Source organism: Trueperaceae bacterium, assembly GCA_002707365.1.
Classification (GTDB): Bacteria; Deinococcota; Deinococci; order Deinococcales; family Trueperaceae; genus UBA6957.
In genome coordinates, this window is the sequence record PAMQ01000007.1 from 247,449 (window position 1) to 263,720 (window position 16,272).

Annotated in this window: 15 protein-coding genes; 5 read left to right on the forward strand and 10 right to left on the reverse strand. The window is 46.4% G+C overall.

Features of this window, described 5'->3' with window-relative positions; translation table 11 throughout:
- The first annotated feature begins 100 nt into the window (after positions 1-100).
- The 3 genes from CMO31_03280 to CMO31_03290 all read left to right on the forward strand — a co-directional run bounded on the left by CMO31_03280 (position 101) and on the right by CMO31_03290 (position 2,735).
- Positions 101-397: a hypothetical protein gene (locus CMO31_03280; GenBank protein ID MAZ53020.1), complete on the forward strand. Its 297-nt coding sequence runs from the start codon at positions 101-103 to the stop codon at positions 395-397.
- Between the two features lie 102 nt (positions 398-499).
- Positions 500-1,480 (forward strand): GTP 3',8-cyclase MoaA, encoded by a 981-nt coding sequence (gene moaA, locus CMO31_03285; protein ID MAZ53021.1) that lies wholly within the window; start codon positions 500-502, stop codon positions 1,478-1,480.
- Positions 1,481-1,574: 94 nt separating this feature from the next.
- Positions 1,575-2,735 carry an aminotransferase gene (locus tag CMO31_03290; GenBank protein ID MAZ53022.1) on the forward strand — a complete coding sequence of 387 codons (1,161 nt, stop codon included), beginning with the start codon at positions 1,575-1,577 and terminating at the stop codon, positions 2,733-2,735.
- 22 nt (positions 2,736-2,757) lie between these two features.
- Here CMO31_03290 and CMO31_03295 read toward each other — a convergent pair whose 3' ends face one another.
- From CMO31_03295 to CMO31_03315, 5 genes are all read right to left on the reverse strand, one after another.
- Positions 2,758-3,051 carry a hypothetical protein gene (locus CMO31_03295; GenBank protein ID MAZ53023.1) on the reverse strand — a complete coding sequence of 98 codons (294 nt, stop codon included), beginning with the start codon at positions 3,049-3,051 and terminating at the stop codon, positions 2,758-2,760.
- 61 nt (positions 3,052-3,112) lie between these two features.
- Positions 3,113-3,535 (reverse strand): transporter, encoded by a 423-nt coding sequence (locus tag CMO31_03300; GenBank protein ID MAZ53024.1) that lies wholly within the window; start codon positions 3,533-3,535, stop codon positions 3,113-3,115.
- A gap of 64 nt (positions 3,536-3,599) precedes the next feature.
- Complete coding sequence (locus CMO31_03305) at positions 3,600-4,163, reverse strand: YeeE/YedE family protein (GenBank protein MAZ53025.1); 564 nt, start codon at positions 4,161-4,163, stop codon at positions 3,600-3,602.
- A 252-nt stretch (positions 4,164-4,415) separates the two neighbouring features.
- Positions 4,416-6,203, reverse strand: coding sequence for a penicillin-binding protein (locus CMO31_03310; protein ID MAZ53026.1), 1,788 nt, complete (start codon positions 6,201-6,203; stop codon positions 4,416-4,418).
- Complete coding sequence (locus tag CMO31_03315; GenBank protein ID MAZ53027.1) at positions 6,200-6,691, reverse strand: Rod shape-determining protein MreD; 492 nt, start codon at positions 6,689-6,691, stop codon at positions 6,200-6,202. The genes CMO31_03310 and CMO31_03315 overlap by 4 nt, the downstream gene beginning before the upstream one ends.
- A gap of 262 nt (positions 6,692-6,953) precedes the next feature.
- On the opposite strand from CMO31_03315, the gene CMO31_03320 reads away from it, so the two are divergent.
- On the forward strand, positions 6,954-7,961 hold the full coding sequence (locus CMO31_03320; GenBank protein MAZ53028.1) for a hypothetical protein: 1,008 nt from the start codon (positions 6,954-6,956) through the stop codon (positions 7,959-7,961).
- 9 nt (positions 7,962-7,970) lie between these two features.
- Here CMO31_03320 and CMO31_03325 read toward each other — a convergent pair whose 3' ends face one another.
- The 5 genes from CMO31_03325 to CMO31_03345 all read right to left on the reverse strand — a co-directional run bounded on the left by CMO31_03325 (position 7,971) and on the right by CMO31_03345 (position 14,487).
- On the reverse strand, positions 7,971-10,553 hold the full coding sequence (locus tag CMO31_03325; protein ID MAZ53029.1) for a cell division protein FtsK: 2,583 nt from the start codon (positions 10,551-10,553) through the stop codon (positions 7,971-7,973).
- A 584-nt stretch (positions 10,554-11,137) separates the two neighbouring features.
- Positions 11,138-12,391, reverse strand: coding sequence for a hypothetical protein (locus CMO31_03330; protein MAZ53030.1), 1,254 nt, complete (start codon positions 12,389-12,391; stop codon positions 11,138-11,140).
- Positions 12,392-12,393: 2 nt separating this feature from the next.
- Entirely contained in the window at positions 12,394-13,116 is a 723-nt protein-coding gene (locus CMO31_03335) for a peptidase M23 (protein MAZ53031.1), read from the reverse strand.
- Positions 13,117-13,216: 100 nt separating this feature from the next.
- Positions 13,217-13,444, reverse strand: coding sequence for a 50S ribosomal protein L28 (rpmB, locus tag CMO31_03340; protein ID MAZ53032.1), 228 nt, complete (start codon positions 13,442-13,444; stop codon positions 13,217-13,219).
- A gap of 128 nt (positions 13,445-13,572) precedes the next feature.
- Positions 13,573-14,487: an RNA methyltransferase gene (locus tag CMO31_03345; protein MAZ53033.1), complete on the reverse strand. Its 915-nt coding sequence runs from the start codon at positions 14,485-14,487 to the stop codon at positions 13,573-13,575.
- A gap of 47 nt (positions 14,488-14,534) precedes the next feature.
- Between CMO31_03345 and CMO31_03350 the strand changes: the two genes are divergently transcribed.
- Entirely contained in the window at positions 14,535-16,235 is a 1,701-nt protein-coding gene (locus CMO31_03350) for a hypothetical protein (protein ID MAZ53034.1), read from the forward strand.
- Positions 16,236-16,272: the final 37 nt, after the last annotated feature.

A 16,272-nucleotide genomic window follows, 5' to 3' on the forward strand; every position in this document is an offset into this window, starting at 1 on the left:
GTGGTAGAAGAGCAATCCAGAAACAATGATGGTATTAGTATTCCAAGAAATTTAGTGGCTATACCTAGTACAATGGTATTTGGGCATTAAGAAATACCAAGTGGTTAGATTGGACAGCCCTATAAACGACTCTGAAACCCACTCGCGAACTATTCTATTCGACCTAGCAGTTAACCGGACTGTAGTCTATGCTCTCCGGCTTGGAACTCTTAAAAACAGCGCAGATCGGGATTTGCTTGCCGGAACTTTGGAATTATGGTTTCTTCGTACCCGCTTTGCTTCAAAGATCCATTTTAATCAAGTAATTGAAGTACTATTAACGTGGACCAGTGAAGACCATTACTGGTCTGGTGGGTATTATGGCAGTTGGTTACCAAAATTAGGGAAGTCTACATGAATGTTTTTGCAAGCCTAAGGAGACCCAGCAATTGATTGGGGTCACACAACAACACTTAAATACGTTACCATCAGCTAACATGCGGAACCGAGAACTAGTGCGGTGAACACACTCGTAGACCAATACGGCCGAGTAGTTCGGGACTTACGTATAAGCATAACTCCTCGATGCAACTACCGTTGCTTCTATTGCGATCCTCTTGGCGAAGGATCCCTGGAACCACAGAACACTGTCTCAATCAAGGACGTTGCTAACGTGATTGAAGCAGCTTCTAACCTTGGACTTAGCTCCGTCCGTTTCACCGGCGGTGAACCTTTGCTACACAAGGGTCTTGCTAAAATGATAAGTCACGCTAAACATGTCGTTGGCATCAAGGACGTTGCCATCACCACAAATGCTAGTCTCCTCGCTCGCCGACTTCCTGAACTCCTGGAAGCCGGCCTAGATAGAGTCAACATCAGCTTAGATGCGGTCACCCCTGAGGTCTTTAACACTGCGACCCAAGGTGGCGACATTGAACAGGTATGGCGTGGAATAGAAGCTGTTGAAAGGGCAGGTCTGGAACCAGTAAAGCTCAACGCAGTGATAGTACGAGACATCAACGAAACAGAAATTACGTCTTTGGCAGAACTTACTCGCGAAAAACCGTATCACGTCCGCTTTATCGAATATATGCATCTCAACAATGCTGAGCCCGAGGCCTGGCAGAACTCCTTCATCTCGGGAAAAGAAGCCCGAGTCATGATTGAACAGGAATTCGGTCCTCTCAGTCCGGTCACAAATGATCCTTCAGCTCCGGCTCGTTTATTTTGCATTCCAGGTTGGTCTGGTGCAATAGGATTTATAAATCCTATAAGTGAACCATTTTGTGGTGCTTGCAGCCGAATGCGCCTCACAAGCGACGGGAAAATACGACCCTGCCTAATGACAGACCGGGAAATAGATGCAAGAGAAGCTCTCAATAATGGTAATCCTATCAAGGCGCTACAAGATTTGTTCCTGGTCGCAGCTCATAGGAAAGTTGCTAGTGGGGTCATCACCCCTGTTCATAGACCAAGAACCATGATAGCGATCGGTGGATAAAGAGGCTATAAATCAATCTTAAGCAGCTTTCTGGTAAACCCAGACCCTACCAACCTACCCGTCACGCCTTCGGTGTTTCTTGGTCTTTTATTCCATGATACCTGACCCGCTAGATTGCCAGAGGGACTCTTTTTCCCTTCCTAGAAATTTGCACTACTTTAACAACGCCTACTTGGCGCCTTACTCACATAAAGTCACGGCGGCAGGTACCACCGCTATCCAAGGTTTTCTGGACCCCAGTTGGATCGAACCGCACCACTTTTTTGACGAGATTCGTGAGGTCCGAGAACTATTCGCGCAATTAGTCAATGCGACAGACCCTGATCGGGTGTCTATAATCCCAGCAGCTTCTTATGGAATAGCAACAGTTGTTCGCAACCTACAAATAGAACCTAAACAGAACATAATCCTCGCAGCAGAACAGTTTCCAAGCAACGTTTACTCTTGGCGCCGCCTGGAATCACAAGGAATCGAATTACGCTTTGTCGCTCCACCTAAAACACCTAAGCGAGCAGAGTCATGGAGTAATCGAATTCTTGAATCTATTAACAATGACACTGCAGTTGTAACACTGGGTCATGTTCATTGGTCTGATGGCTCCCGATTTGCTCTTAAAGAGATCGGGATAAGAGCGCGGGAAGTTGGTGCAGCTTTCATCATCGACGGTACCCAATCCGTAGGGGCTCTACCCTTTGACATTAGGGCACTACAACCTGACGCTCTCATTTGTGCAGGTTATAAGTGGCTCATGGGTCCTTACGGCATCGGCCTTGCCTGGTATGGGTCGCGTTTCAATGACGGCATTCCTCTCGAAGAAAGCTGGATTGACCGGCTGGGTAGCGAGGACTTCACAAATCTAGTCAACTATCAGGATGAGTACCGACCGGGCTCCCTACGCTACGACGTAGGTGAACCTAGCAACTTCATTCTTATGCCAATGCTCAAAGCTGCACTTAAGCAAATAATTAATTGGGATCCCGCTAGAATCCAAACTTACGCTGAGGTATTGACCCGCGACTTATTCCAAGAAATTGAAAGTTTCGGATACACAATAGAGGCTAAGTCTTGGCGTGGTTCCCATCTTACTGGACTGGGCCTACCGCCTGGAATCGATCCGGAACATTTACGATATTGCCTTTCAACGAGAAACGTTGTTTTATCTTTCAGAGGACAATCAATTCGGATTTCCACAAATGTATACAACGACGAGAAAGATATTGAGGCGCTTGGAGAAGCTCTAAGAGCCGCCCTCTAGATAAACTAGCACCTCTGAGTCCTTACCCACGTAACAACTTCACAGCAGAAATAATACCTTTGACTTCGTTACGCCTTGCTGCTGTACTACCCTGACCCTTTAACAATTCTGCCTCTAGAATTACTTCTCCAGTAGAATCCAAGGCATTCCGTACACCTGCTAGAAGGGTAAGAGTTTCGTGATAAGACCTGTCTTCTAGAATCATACGCTGGAGACCTCTTACCTGACCCTCTAGCCGACGCAGTCTATTAACGATGCGAGTCTCGTAGCCCGTATTTTCATTAACCTGTTTGCCTTCCTTAAAGTTCTCAACCATTCTTTTAGCATACCTGGGACAAACAAATAAATGCGAAAAGGAAGTTGTAAACAAGAAGTACTTAATGTGGCAATTTAGGTTTCAACCATCCATATACCCAGGTTCCAAGAATCGCGGCGACTAAGACAATAAGGAAAGCCGTCATACCTCCACCAATAAGAGCAAGTATGGGCCCAGGGCAAGCACCAGTCAAAGCCCAACCAATCCCAAACACACTACCGCCTATGGCATAACGGAAATAGGTGGCAGGGTAACGCTGAACGGTAATCCTCTCTTTTGCAAGGGATTGGGTACCTAACCTACGTAATAGATATACCGAAATCATGCCGACGATTATCACGCTACCGATCACGCCAAACATATGAAACGAGTGGAATCGGAACATTTCCTGAATTCGGTACCAGGATACGACCTCAGCCTTGACGAGGACAAACCCAAAAAAACAACCGATTATAAGGAAGCGAAAGTAGTAAAGTGCCGACATTCTTGCTGACTGCTCAGCTAGGCTTGGATTAGTTAGGCGAGTTTTGGTGTTCATACAATCCCCTTTACAGAGCGAAAATTAATGGAAGTACAATGTGAGTGCTTACCAGTCCACCCACGAAAAACCCAACGACAGCAATCAGCGATGGCAATTGAATTTGCGATAAACCAGTAATCGCATGACCCGAAGTACATCCCCCCGCATAACGGGTCCCAAACCCTACAAGAAAACCACCGAAGACCATCAGTAAAAAACCCTTTAAGGTAAATAAACCACCCCAACTGAAAATAGTATTGGGAGCCAATCCACCATCTACACTTATACCGAGAGTAGTTAAGGCTTTTCGCGTCGACTCAGCCACTATCAGTGAGTCTGAATTAGCAATCAAAATCCCACCCAAGAAGCCGCCGATTACTATCCCAAGCGCAAAGACAAGATTCCAAGATTCTCTTCTCCACTCATATCGAAAGTAGGGTAGGTCACCGGGCATAATGGCTGCACACAGATGCTTAAAGTTAGACGAGATACCAAAGTGCTTATTATCAAGGATCAGTAACAGCGGTACTATTAGACCGATAATTGGCCCTGCTATATACCAAGGCCACGGTTGTCTCAAGAATTCGAATATTTCCATAAACAAACATCATGACAGTTTAGTTACTAACAAAACAACGTATTAAGGAGGCGCCTAACACAGCAAGCATGAAATAAACAAAGGCTTATGCTGATCCGCCATTTACTACGCTAATGCTTTACCGGTAGGTTTATTACCCATTTTCTATTAAAAAACTAACGTTAACAAGCATGATATGGCATTTCAATTAGAAGCAATAAGCAACGCTAAGGTTGAACAAAAATAGTTTCACCTCGGACCATACCCCTATTGAGATTGAACTTCTTCTATACCCCAATAGGATGTCATAAAATCCCGCGCGACTGGAACTGCGACACGACTCCCTGAACCGCCATGCTCAATAAACACCACTAGAGCCAGATCAGGGTCATCAATAGGACCATAGCCCGTGAACCACGCGTGAGTATAATCACTACCTTTGGAAGTCTCAGCAGTGCCAGTCTTACCTGCAACCGAAATCGGGAAGACCTTAGGCCCCATCAAATCCCTTGCCGGATAATCAGTAAACATCATTCGCATCCCCTCTTGCAGGGTGCCCCAGTAACGGCCCGGTATTACTTTAGCTTCTGCCGGAATACGTCTCTCGCCAACCTTAAAAACTAGCTGAGGAGTCACGTTCCAACCGTCCATTGCTATTGTCGCCATCATTTGAACCACCTGTATCGGTGTAGCGAGCAAATCCCCTTGCCCAATCATGGTATTCAATGTAAACCCCGGTACCCATCCGTACTCGTAATTCTGATCTGCCCAAACTCGGTCCGGGATCCTACCTGCTTTCTCCTCGTCTAAGCCCAAACCGACAGGTTTACCAAACCCTAGTTGATAAGCACGATCTACAAGATCCTCTATAAACGGTCCCCAACCGTTTAGGACTTCCGGAGTACTCGCTGCTGCGTGCCAAAAATAGGTATTACAGCTGTCAGCAAGTGCCTCTCGTACCGTGTAGCCACCCTTATGATATGCAGCCCAATTCTCCCATGTCCGACCACCTAACGAAAGACGCGGTGAACAAGGAAAGACGGTATTTGGACCTACGTAACCATGTTCTAGCAGAGCTGAACCAGCCACCACCTTAAATGTCGAAGCAGGGGCATAGGCTTGCACCGCACGATTACTAAGCGGAACATTCTCTTTGTCTCGCAGTACTGGGTCAATAGTTTGAGATTCAATCGGACGCTTAGTAAAAAGATTCTGGTCAAAACTGGGTGAACTAGCCATTGCTAAAATTTCCCCGGAACGCGGATCCAACGCAATGAGAGCCCCCCGAACAGTATCGACAAAAGGAAGTCCCACCAATTCACGATCAGAATTAATATAGTTCAGAGCTCCGATCAAAACATCCTCGGCTATTCTCTGCAGCGTTGGGTCAATAGTCAGAGTAATGTCTGCACCAGGTACGGCCGGTAATACAACCTGGGTACGGAGAATCGACCGACGGTTATTTAACTCAACACGACGTAGCCCAGGTGTCCCAAACAGATTTGCCTCTAACCCGGCCTCAATGCCCATAACCCCGACAAGCTCCTCATTCACGTAACCGGGAAATCGTTCGGGGTCAGCAGCGGTGGTATAACCAATTACCTGGGCTGCTAAATTGGTTGGATAAACACGTTCTATACGCTTTCTAAGATAGAGATTCTCTTGACCCGCAACTAGCTCTTCTACGGCTGCTACTAAAGGATCCTCTATATTCCATGCTAAAACAATCACCTGGCGTCTATCTTCAAACAAGGTTGGATCAGGTTCGCTAGAAACAATCTGGATATCCAATAAAGCCCCTAGCCTGGTCGAATGATAGAGATCCCCTCCCAGATACATAAGATCATAGGCAACTCTGCTGTCTGCGATAATAGTACCGTCTCGGGCCAAGATCCGTCCCCGCAAAGGCGAAATACGACGCTCCTCCAAAAAGTTGGCGACACTCAACCGATCGAAGGCCTCCGCTTGCGCTAACTGAAGATAAATAAGCCGCCCAACAAAAATAGATAGTATCGTCAACATAATGGCTAACAAAATACGTGTACGGGCAATCACATGAGCTCCTTGCGCATTACTGAGGCCCGCCTGAATAGAATGTCAGCTAGCGGCAACAACCAAATGCTAAATCCGAGGGAAAAACCAATGTCAAACGGCACAACCCGGATCGCACTACTCAAGACATCCAAAGTACCTGTCATCCAAACCATTGAAACTGTTAGTGCGATCCATTTCCCGCCAAGTCCTACCCCTACAAGAACCATTCGTTCAAAGATGCCGGATTGCGTCAACCTAGTTCTAACAAACAATGCGCCCACCGATGCCCCTGCCAAACCAAAAGCATGAAAGCCCAAAATACCGTGACCAATCAAATCTTGAAAAAATCCAATCCCATAAGCCGCAAGGACAACCTGCCAAGCAGGCAATCGACGGAGAAGTGTAAGGACGGCAACAAAAAAGAGGTCTGGGGGAGGCCACGGAGCAAGTAGCGCAGAGAATAGACCCTGCGCGAGTAGCAGCAGGAGGTAAAACAACGCCAGCCGCATTAGTAACAGTGTACAGGTCCTAGGCCTTGCCGTGGGCTAAATGCCAATCTGTATACTTTCTTATCTCAATTTTCTAAAGTATGTACAAGGTTAACCCGTTTTGGAAAGCACTTCTTTATTGCAGAACAGTAGATGGTTACTTGACTAACTACTATGGCTATTGGGCTAAAAAACGAGTTATGAGTCCCGCGGCTGAAATTCTCGCGCAAAATTGTATACCAAGACTATCCATAATGAATGTCCCGTCGGTTAGGGTATACGTATGCTAACAGGCCAAATATCAGCACCCGGTCAAATACTACTAAGCAATATAGATATTCCGGAGCCTGGCCCGAAAGATATCCTAATTAAAGTAAGACGAGCAGGTATATGCGGTACCGACATTCATATTTTACACGGAAGCTACCCAGCTCAATACCCACTTATCCCGGGACATGAGTTTAGTGGGACTATAGAAATGGTAGGCACTTCAGTAACTCGCTTTCAGCCAGGGGACAGAGTCACTGCGGACCCGAATATTGCGTGTAATCGATGTGAGAATTGCCAGAAAAACCAGATCAATCAATGCCTTGATTGGCAGGGAATAGGTATTACAAGAGCTGGAGGCTTTGCCGATTACGTAATCGCCCCCGAGGGTAATGTGTACCCAATTGGGTCAATATCTTTCGAAGAAGGCGCCTTCATTGAACCTCTGGCCTGTGTAATATGGGGCATTCAAACGATACGCCCTACCATTGGGGACCGCACTCTGATTTTCGGTGCCGGACCTATGGGTTGCTTGATCATGCAAAGCCTTAAAGCAGCCGGAGCTACTGAGGTTACAATTGTAGATCGCCTACCAAGTCGTCTCAAGAAAGCGGCTTCCTTAGGAGCGGATCACACCCTACTAACTGAAGAAGCCCCTAGTGTTTTGAAGAATCTAGCACCTCACGGATTTGATATCGTTACAGATGCCACTGGGTCACCTTCGGTGGTAGAAAGCTGCTTTCAGTATGTTCGGGCAAGAGGTAAAGTTTGGTTGTTCGGGGTCTGCACCCCAGATGCCAAAGCTTCATTCTCTCCGTACGAGGTGTTCAGGAAGGACCTAAGCATATTTGGAAGCTACGCCGTAAATCGTACCTTCAATGAAAGTATCGAGCTCCTTCGAAGTGGAACAGTGAAGGTTAGGCCCCTTCTCTCTCATACTCTACCTCTCGAAGATTTTGCAGCGGCTATGAGAGTAGCGGAACATGATCCAAAGCGAATGAAGGTTCAATTATATTGGGACTAGTTAAACCTGTTATTTCCCAAATATATTTGGTAGTTCCTGCGTGTCAACCAATACTTCGCGAGGTTTGCTACCAACGTGGGCACCAACTACACCAAGGGCCTCTAACGAGTCCATAAGTTTCCCTGCACGGGCATGACCAACTTGGAGCCGACGCTGAAGGCGAGATACTGAACCCTGACCCTCCGCAATGACTAGTTCAGCTGCAACACGTAGCTTGTCATCATTCCAGTCAATTATCCCCTCAGTTCCTCCGTCCCGGAGAGCAGGAGGATCAAAATCCACACCGTATGCTTCAACAAAGTCATCGTCAAAATACTGCCGCTGCATAAATTTAGATAACTTACCGATCTCGTTCTCACTAATAAATGGACCTTGCAGACGTACAGGTTTCACCAAACCAGGTTGGTAATAAAGCATGTCGCCAAGTCCAATAAGCCTCTCTGCGCCCAAGTTATCAAGAATAGTACGGGAATCGTGACCACTCGAAACAGCGAAAGCCATACGAGCTGGAACATTAACTTTGATTAGACTGGTTAGAATATCAACCGACGGACGTTGAGTCGCTAAAACCAGGTGCATACCAGTTGCACGGGCCATCTGTGCAAGTCGCATTATCGCTGACTCTACCTCTTTAGGACTAGTGATCATAAGGTCCGCTAACTCATCAATTACAATAACTATAAAAGGCATTTCCGGTAGATCAAGATTTCGAGCCTTTTCGTTATATTGATCTAGGTTCTTCGCACCAATCTTACTCATCATTTTGTATCGTCGTTCCATGTGAGTCACTGCACCGAGCAATACATCGGCCGCATCATTAGGGTTTGTCACAACAGGTCTCAATTGGTGCGGTATCCCATCATAAGGCGTAAGTTCCACCATTTTCGGATCAATCATAAGAAAGCGGAGGTCGGTAGGAAGAAACTTATAAAGCAGACTCCCAATCAAGGTATTAATCGCCACTGATTTACCGGCACCTGTTGAACCTGCAATCAACAAATGAGGCATCTTTGATAGATCAGCAACTACCATTTCGCCATCGATAGATTTTCCCAAAATAAGAGGTAACCGTGCCTTACTGAGCCGGAAACTCGCAATCTCGGCAGCTTCCCGGAAGTTAATTAGGTCACGATTGGCATTTGGCACCTCGAGACCTATAACACTCTTCCCCGGTATTGGTGCCTCGATTCGTACCGACCCAACAGCCATGGCAAGCGCTAAATCATCCGACAAATTAGCAAAGCGAGAGATCTTTTCTCCCGGGGCAGGTTCAACCTCGAAACGGGTGACCGTAGGACCTCTAACACTAGAAACTACCCGTCCCTGAAGATTAAAATTAGCTAAAGTCGCGTCGATCTTGTGAACACGAGTCTCAACCTCGCGAGCAACCTGTTCAGGATCTTCGTCAGTATGATCAATCGGATCAAGAATATCAAGTCCTGGAAGTTGAATAGGTAAACCACCAGCGTCAGATCCCACCGCGGTAAGACCAGCTTCACTCCCAGTTAGCTGCTCACTTAAAGACGCCTCTTGCTCTGTAGGGAGTGACCCTGTAATCTCGCCAAGGCTATTGCCGGCTAAAGGTATGCTCGGATCGTCTGTAATATTTGCGGATAGCCCTTTAGAATCTAGCGTCATCTCTGAAAATGACGAAGTCGGCGCAGCAAACTTCGTTTCATCCGATCTGACCTCACCACCCAGAGATTCGAAATCTGCTGTAAACTTAGGAGAAGAAACTGAATCTTCAGCGACAAATAACTCATTGAGAAATCCATCGCCGTCCTCAAGTGAAGTTTTAACATTAGCCTCCACAGTATCCTCACTCCGCAATGAACGTTCAAGCCTATCTAACTCTCCTCGTACCTCTTCAAATTGAAGGAGATGTTTACGCCCACGACGGAGTTCTTCACTTAAACGTTCTTCAATTTTAACAAGCGAACTGTGCCCAGGAAACTTGTGTGATAATTCGACGATCGCGTCGACTAAGCTACGCCAAAGGCTGATCGCCTCAGCATAAATCTCAATATCCGCTGCATCTAAAGCTATCTTCCCATAATGCTCTAAGCGCCTTCCGTGTTGCACCGAAGCGCGTTCAAGTTCTCTTGGACTCATCTTTTTTACAGTAGCTTGAATGTTATCCCGTTCTCGACTAAGACCACGATAACGCTCAGCAAGAGCAGTGAGGTCAAGGTCAATAGCTTTACGCAAAGCATCTAGCGCAGCAGAAGATCCTGACGGATCATTAAAGCTCTCCTGCAGCAAGGTTTTACACTTACGTAACCAACCTTCAAAATCCGGCATTCCCTCATTTTGGAACTGAAGATACATATCTTGAGCTCTATCTCGCGTAAAACCCTTAACAGCCTTCTGCCACGCTTTCTGATCAGCCTGGCCTTCCCCAAGCCACTCAGGAGTAAGTTTCGATGGCCCGGCAAGCGTCTTGTTGACTTCCTTCCGCCACCGTTCAAGCTCAGAACTACCTGGAAAGAGTTTACTTAGCGCAAGTAGATCCCGATCAAGATCTTGAAGTGCACTCCGCAATTGAGCAATGTCGGCATAAAACTCCGCTCGTGATTTAGCCAAATTACGCATCGCGACAGCACTTCGAAAAATAGCACTCGCTAGCGCAAAGAGTCGGGTGAGTAGAGTACGAAACATGTGGGTAGGTAACCATCCCATCATCAGGTCTATCCCAATGGTGATGATAAGTACTCCCACCAGATAACCAACCAGATTGCCAAAACCAGACAGTCCAGCTTTAAGATTGATCCCCCAAGAACCTGCGTTCACTGGAACCACTAGTACCGTTACAATCCATAACCCAAGAATAGAAAATTCGTATCCAGTCAACATTCTTGGCCACGAAACTGGGTTAAAGCGAAACAGGAACATAATCCCAAGAACCAAGAAGGGCCAAGGAAGAGAATAGGTGGCCCAACCAATGTGGGTTAACCCAGCTTCCCTTAGGTACTCACCAAGGACTCCAGTGGGAAAAACTGGGGTCAAAACCGCTAAAGAAAAAATGGCAATCGCAACCAACACCAGCCCGACCGCTTCTAAATCAGGCTGGCGAGAACGACCTATCTTTCGCTTAGTTCTACCCACCACGTCAATGAAGTGTAACGCGTTGCTTTATCAACTAAAGAGAAGAACTGGACATCTGTCTACCGCACAATTTAATCATGGGCATCTTGTTTAGGGGCTAACCTAATGTTATCTTTGCCAGCCATCTCTGGTGATACCTTCTGTGCGTCATCATATAAGGGACTACTGAGGACGTACTCGTTAATAACCAATTTCCCAAAAGCCGCTACAGGAACAGCTAGAATAGCGCCAAGAAGTCCCAAAAGCCCAATTCCAACCAGGATGGCTAGGAGTACCGTTAATGGGTGTAACTTCACGCTCCGCGAGAGGATCAGTGGTGCCAATATATAACCTTCAATTTGGTTAGCAGCAAAGAAAATTAGAACAGCAATAATAGCTGTCAGCGGACTCACAGTAAAACCAAATAGTACAGCCGGTATGACTCCTACAATTGGTCCCAGATAAGGCACTAAATTAAATATTGCAGCTAGAAAACTAATTGCTAGGGCCAGTGGCACCCCTGCTATCGACAGCCCTACCCAAATCATGAAACCAAGCAAAACGGTTATCAACAACTGGCCGCGAAGATAACCCCCAACGGCTTGATCCGCTTTCTTCGTGAGATCGACATATTTCGGCCTTAAATGCACCGGTATGATCCTGTTAAAACTTAAGGCAAAGCGAGGAAAATCGTATAAGAAGTAGGCACTTACGATTAAAATTAGGAACACTTGTACAGTAGTGGAAAGAATATTTGTAGCACCAGCCATTAAGACGTTCGGACCTTCTGAAACTAACTTCTCTAAGAGGGTATTAATTCCCTCCGAGGCCCTGGCAAGTATACCGAGAAGTTGATTTCGAACCTGATTGTTGAGCTCTTCATCAGCGGTCTCCATACCAAGTCGATCAGAGATGAATGCAGGTAACCGATCAATCAGTCCAGACAACCGCTTGGTGGCATTATCTAATTCCAGATCTATGCTGTCGAAAGCTGCTGGCAAGAGATTTACGAAACGTCCTGTCTCTGAAACTACGCGGGTAATTACAAAAGATCCAAATATGAAAAGCAATAATAGAAACAAATATACGATCATGACTGCAAACACACGACGAATCCTAATACGCATAAGTAATGTCACAAGTGGATTCAGGATATAAGCAATTATAAATCCAATAAGCCCTATCTGCAGAGCAAAAGCATAGCCTTCCCGTAATTTCCATAAGACCACAAGAGCTAGAAGCAACAGAGCTAAGTACGCCAACCCCCGAACCCAAAAAATACCCCACAAATCTTTTAGTGCTGAGTTTTCACTATTCTGTGTCTTAGGTTTGTCTATACTAGACATACTCAGGGCCCCACAAACAATTGAGCAGCCGCAACCCTCAGTTCATCGGGCGCAAGGCCGTTACCAAAGAACTCTTCATCGATCCAAACCTCAAAGTGAAGACGAACACCATCGCTAGTACCTTGCACGCCATCATCCGTTCCAGAATTACCAGCGAAACCAATAACCTGGCCTCGATACACAGGCTGACCTTCCCGAATTCCATCACGTATGTCGTGCAAGTGTGCGTAACGCAGAATCATTCCATCAGTAGTCTTTATCCAAACCTGACGTCCCCGAAGAAGGTTTAATTGATTATCACTTGCCCCCTCTTTTGCCACTCTTTCGATAAGGTCACGCCAAATATTCGGCTCCAGCTCAACGTAGTTTTTGTCTACCCGAACTAACTCCCCAGAAGCCGCTGCAATAACTGGGGTTCCAAAATCGATGGGTACTCCACTATCCCCGGAATGGAAATCGAATCCCTGATTCATTCCGCGACGATAGGACCGGACTGATCCAGGAAGAAACAAATCGTTATCCGGAACTCGTGCTCCAGGTATCGGAAACCAAAGGCCTTCAGGCCCATCTACCCCTAGAGACTTCACTTCCTCTTTAACGAACCTAGCCTTTAAAGACCGCACTTCGGAGCTTGCCCGCTGGAAAGAGCTGGTTGTGAAGATTGAATATATTAGTAGCATGGCCATCAAAACCCATCCAGGACGCACTCTAAATGGCACCTTCATGGACTAATTAGCGAAGAATTCCTCACCCAGAAAGTGTACCAGGGGTTGCTACCCAGCGCGTAACCTAACCATAAACCTCGTGATGGCGAGTAGCCTAGTTCTAGGCTACCAGCGTCTTCCCCTGCCTTATGCAGGACGTACAAACGCGCATTGAGCGGGCGTGCCCTTCCCGCCACACTTTCACTTTTTGAAGGTTAGGGTACTTCCATGTCTTTGTGATTCCTGTGGTCTTACGACCAACGCCGCCTTCACGCTTGGGCTTGCCACTTTGAACAAGCTTATTGCGTACGATCGGCCCTTTGCCGCATATTGAACACACTTTCGCCATAATCTTTACACTCCCCGTGAGCGCTCTAATAGCGCGGGAAAACCAGCCGGACGATTGTAGCATAACGCATACCTTAGGAGCAAAACTCTAGAATCTGATTTATCGCTGACCCTTAGTATAACTAGCGCTCAATCCCGTTCGAGCAAGTAAACTTTCGGATGATGCCCTCCGTGGAAAACCTGGAATTGGTGCTTTTCTCGCCATCCAGTCTGCGTTCTAAGGAACGCATCGAATCTTTTAAGATCATGACTAATCAGAACTATTCGGCCTCCTGGAGAAATTATTCTATGCATTTCAGTTAAAAAAGCTGGGTAGAGATCGTTAAGACTCTTGAATGATCCGATAGCATCACCCCATGGAAGATCTACAGAGACAACATCAAAACTACCTTCCGGTACTGGCATTGAGGTGGCATCCGCCTTAAGAACCTCAATGCCTTCCAGCCCCGCGGCCTTGAGGTTCTGTCGGGTGCAATCCAGAGCACGGGTATCACAATCACAACCTAAAAGGCTGCCTGAGGGACCTGCTAATGCACGTTCAATTAGAATGGTCCCAGAACCCGACATTGCATTCAAATAACGGTCATTAGGAGAAATCCCAAGCATTGTATTGACGGCAACAGCAACCGTGGCATTAAGCCCCCCTGGAAGATTGCATACACGCCAAGAACGTGCTGAGAGAGGGCGGGAAGAAAGCCGGAGTAGTACCTCCCAACCATTGTTAGATGTTTTCCGTCGTATTCGAATAAGTAAGTCGCCTCCGTCAGGGTCAAAACGTAGTCTCGTTAGACCCTTTAAAGTTCGTCCAAGACGCTGAAAAACCTCGGAGGTTTTACCTGCAGCACTAAACCTGAAGCTGTTAAAGTCTCCAGAAGAAGAGATTTCGGTAATAGCTTCCACAAGCCTCCGAAGGTTGTGGTCGCCTAGTAGGGCTCGTGGACGAGATATATCGTATTGGAGGAAACGGTATACAGAAACGACGGTCCTTAGGCGAGAGAGTTCTTCAGAGTTTTTTTTGAATCTAAAACGAAAAGAATTCTTCATTTTCTTGATCGAGATTCCACCTAATTCCACTAGCTCTTTCAAAACAAATGGAGCTAACCCGTCAAGAAACTCAGTTTCGTAAATTGCACTTTTCTCCACCAAAAAACCTTAACCTAATTGACATAGCGTTAGTGCTAGTAAGCAGACATGCAAATCTGTATGATGTTGTTACAGTTTTTAGGTACAAACTGATTGGAACAATATTTAATCGAGGAGCCTTCTTCATGAAAACATTGCATCGTATAGTTCTCACCTTGGTTTTAGGCCTAACAGTTTTCTGCAGTTTTGGATGGACACAAGAGCTTACCGTGCTCTCGCTCTCGGAATACCATGGGCATTTACTTCCTGACGGTGATGGTGTTGGCGGCTTGGCGCAAGTAGGCACCATTGTCGACATGGTCAGGGCCGAAACTGATGGCAAAGTTCTATTAGTTAACTCGGGCGATATCCTGATCGGTACCGTAATGTCGAGTGCTTTCCGTGGCGTTCCCGATATTGAGGCAATGAATCTCATCGGCTTTGATGCGATGTTGCTAGGTAATCACGAATTTGACTTTGGTATCGACTACATGGATCTGTTAGAAAACCTAGCTAACTTTCCTTTCCTATCGACAAATTTAGTCGGCACTTATAACTTGGGGGTTGAGGCTGCCGTCCTCAAAACAGTGGGGGGCATTAATGTTGCTATTTTTGGTATCACCAACCCGAACTTATACGACATCACCAGCCCTGAAACAAAAAGTCTAGTCGTAGCTGACTCTGTAGAAGTTGTGCAGAATGCTGTCCACGCAGTTTCAGATTGGGCACACGTGGTGATTCTACTCACCCACCAATCGACTAGACAGGACTTCGCCCTGTTAAATACTCTCGATGGTGTCGACCTTATTATCGGTGGACATAGTCCTGGCTGGAATGGAATGTATGTGCCTGGAATGGCTTTTGATCCCTCATTACCTGACGGTGTATCCGAAACATCAACTAGTGCACTTGTAAAAGCTCCGTCATTCACAAAGGCGATATCTAGGGTTGATCTCAGCGTCAAACAAGGTGAGGTTGTCCATCAAACAGCGCTCAACATTCCGGTAGAGGGTTTTGAGCCTCACCCAACTGTCGCGAGTCTAACCGAGACCTACGAATCACGGCTTAGTGATAGGCTTAATCAAGAAATCGGCTTTGCAGATGTAAATCTAAATGGAGAACGAAACGATGTTCGTAGTATTGAGACGAACCTTGGGAATCTGATTGCGGATGCTCTTAGGTCTGGATTTCCTGAGGCTGACATAGGTTTTGCTAACGGTGGTGGAATCCGAAACTCCATAGCGAAAGGTAACATTGCCTTAGGAAATCTTCTTGAAGTGCACCCCTGGGGGAATAGCATCGTTACCTTTGACCTTACCGGCACGCAACTGCTAGCCGCACTTGAGAATGGAGTCTCTCAAATTGAGGACGGCGCTGGACGGTTTCTCCAAGTTTCTGGCTTAAACTTCGTTTTCGATCAACGACTCGAACCAGGTAGTCGGGTGGTCTCAGTGGAGGTAGCTGGATTACCCTTAGTGTTAGGAGAAAGTTACAAAATCGTAACCAACAATTATATCGCTGGTGGTGGCGATGGTTTCGAAATTTTCACTAAAGGAACTAATTTCGTCGATACCCAGCAGCTTGACACCGACGTCTTAGGCAATTACATCAGTGAAATGGGTAATGTCTCCCCAGAGGTCGAGAGTAGGATTGTTAATCTCGGAAATTAATTGTAGACGTCCTAAAATTGTGAGAAGGGATGATCTA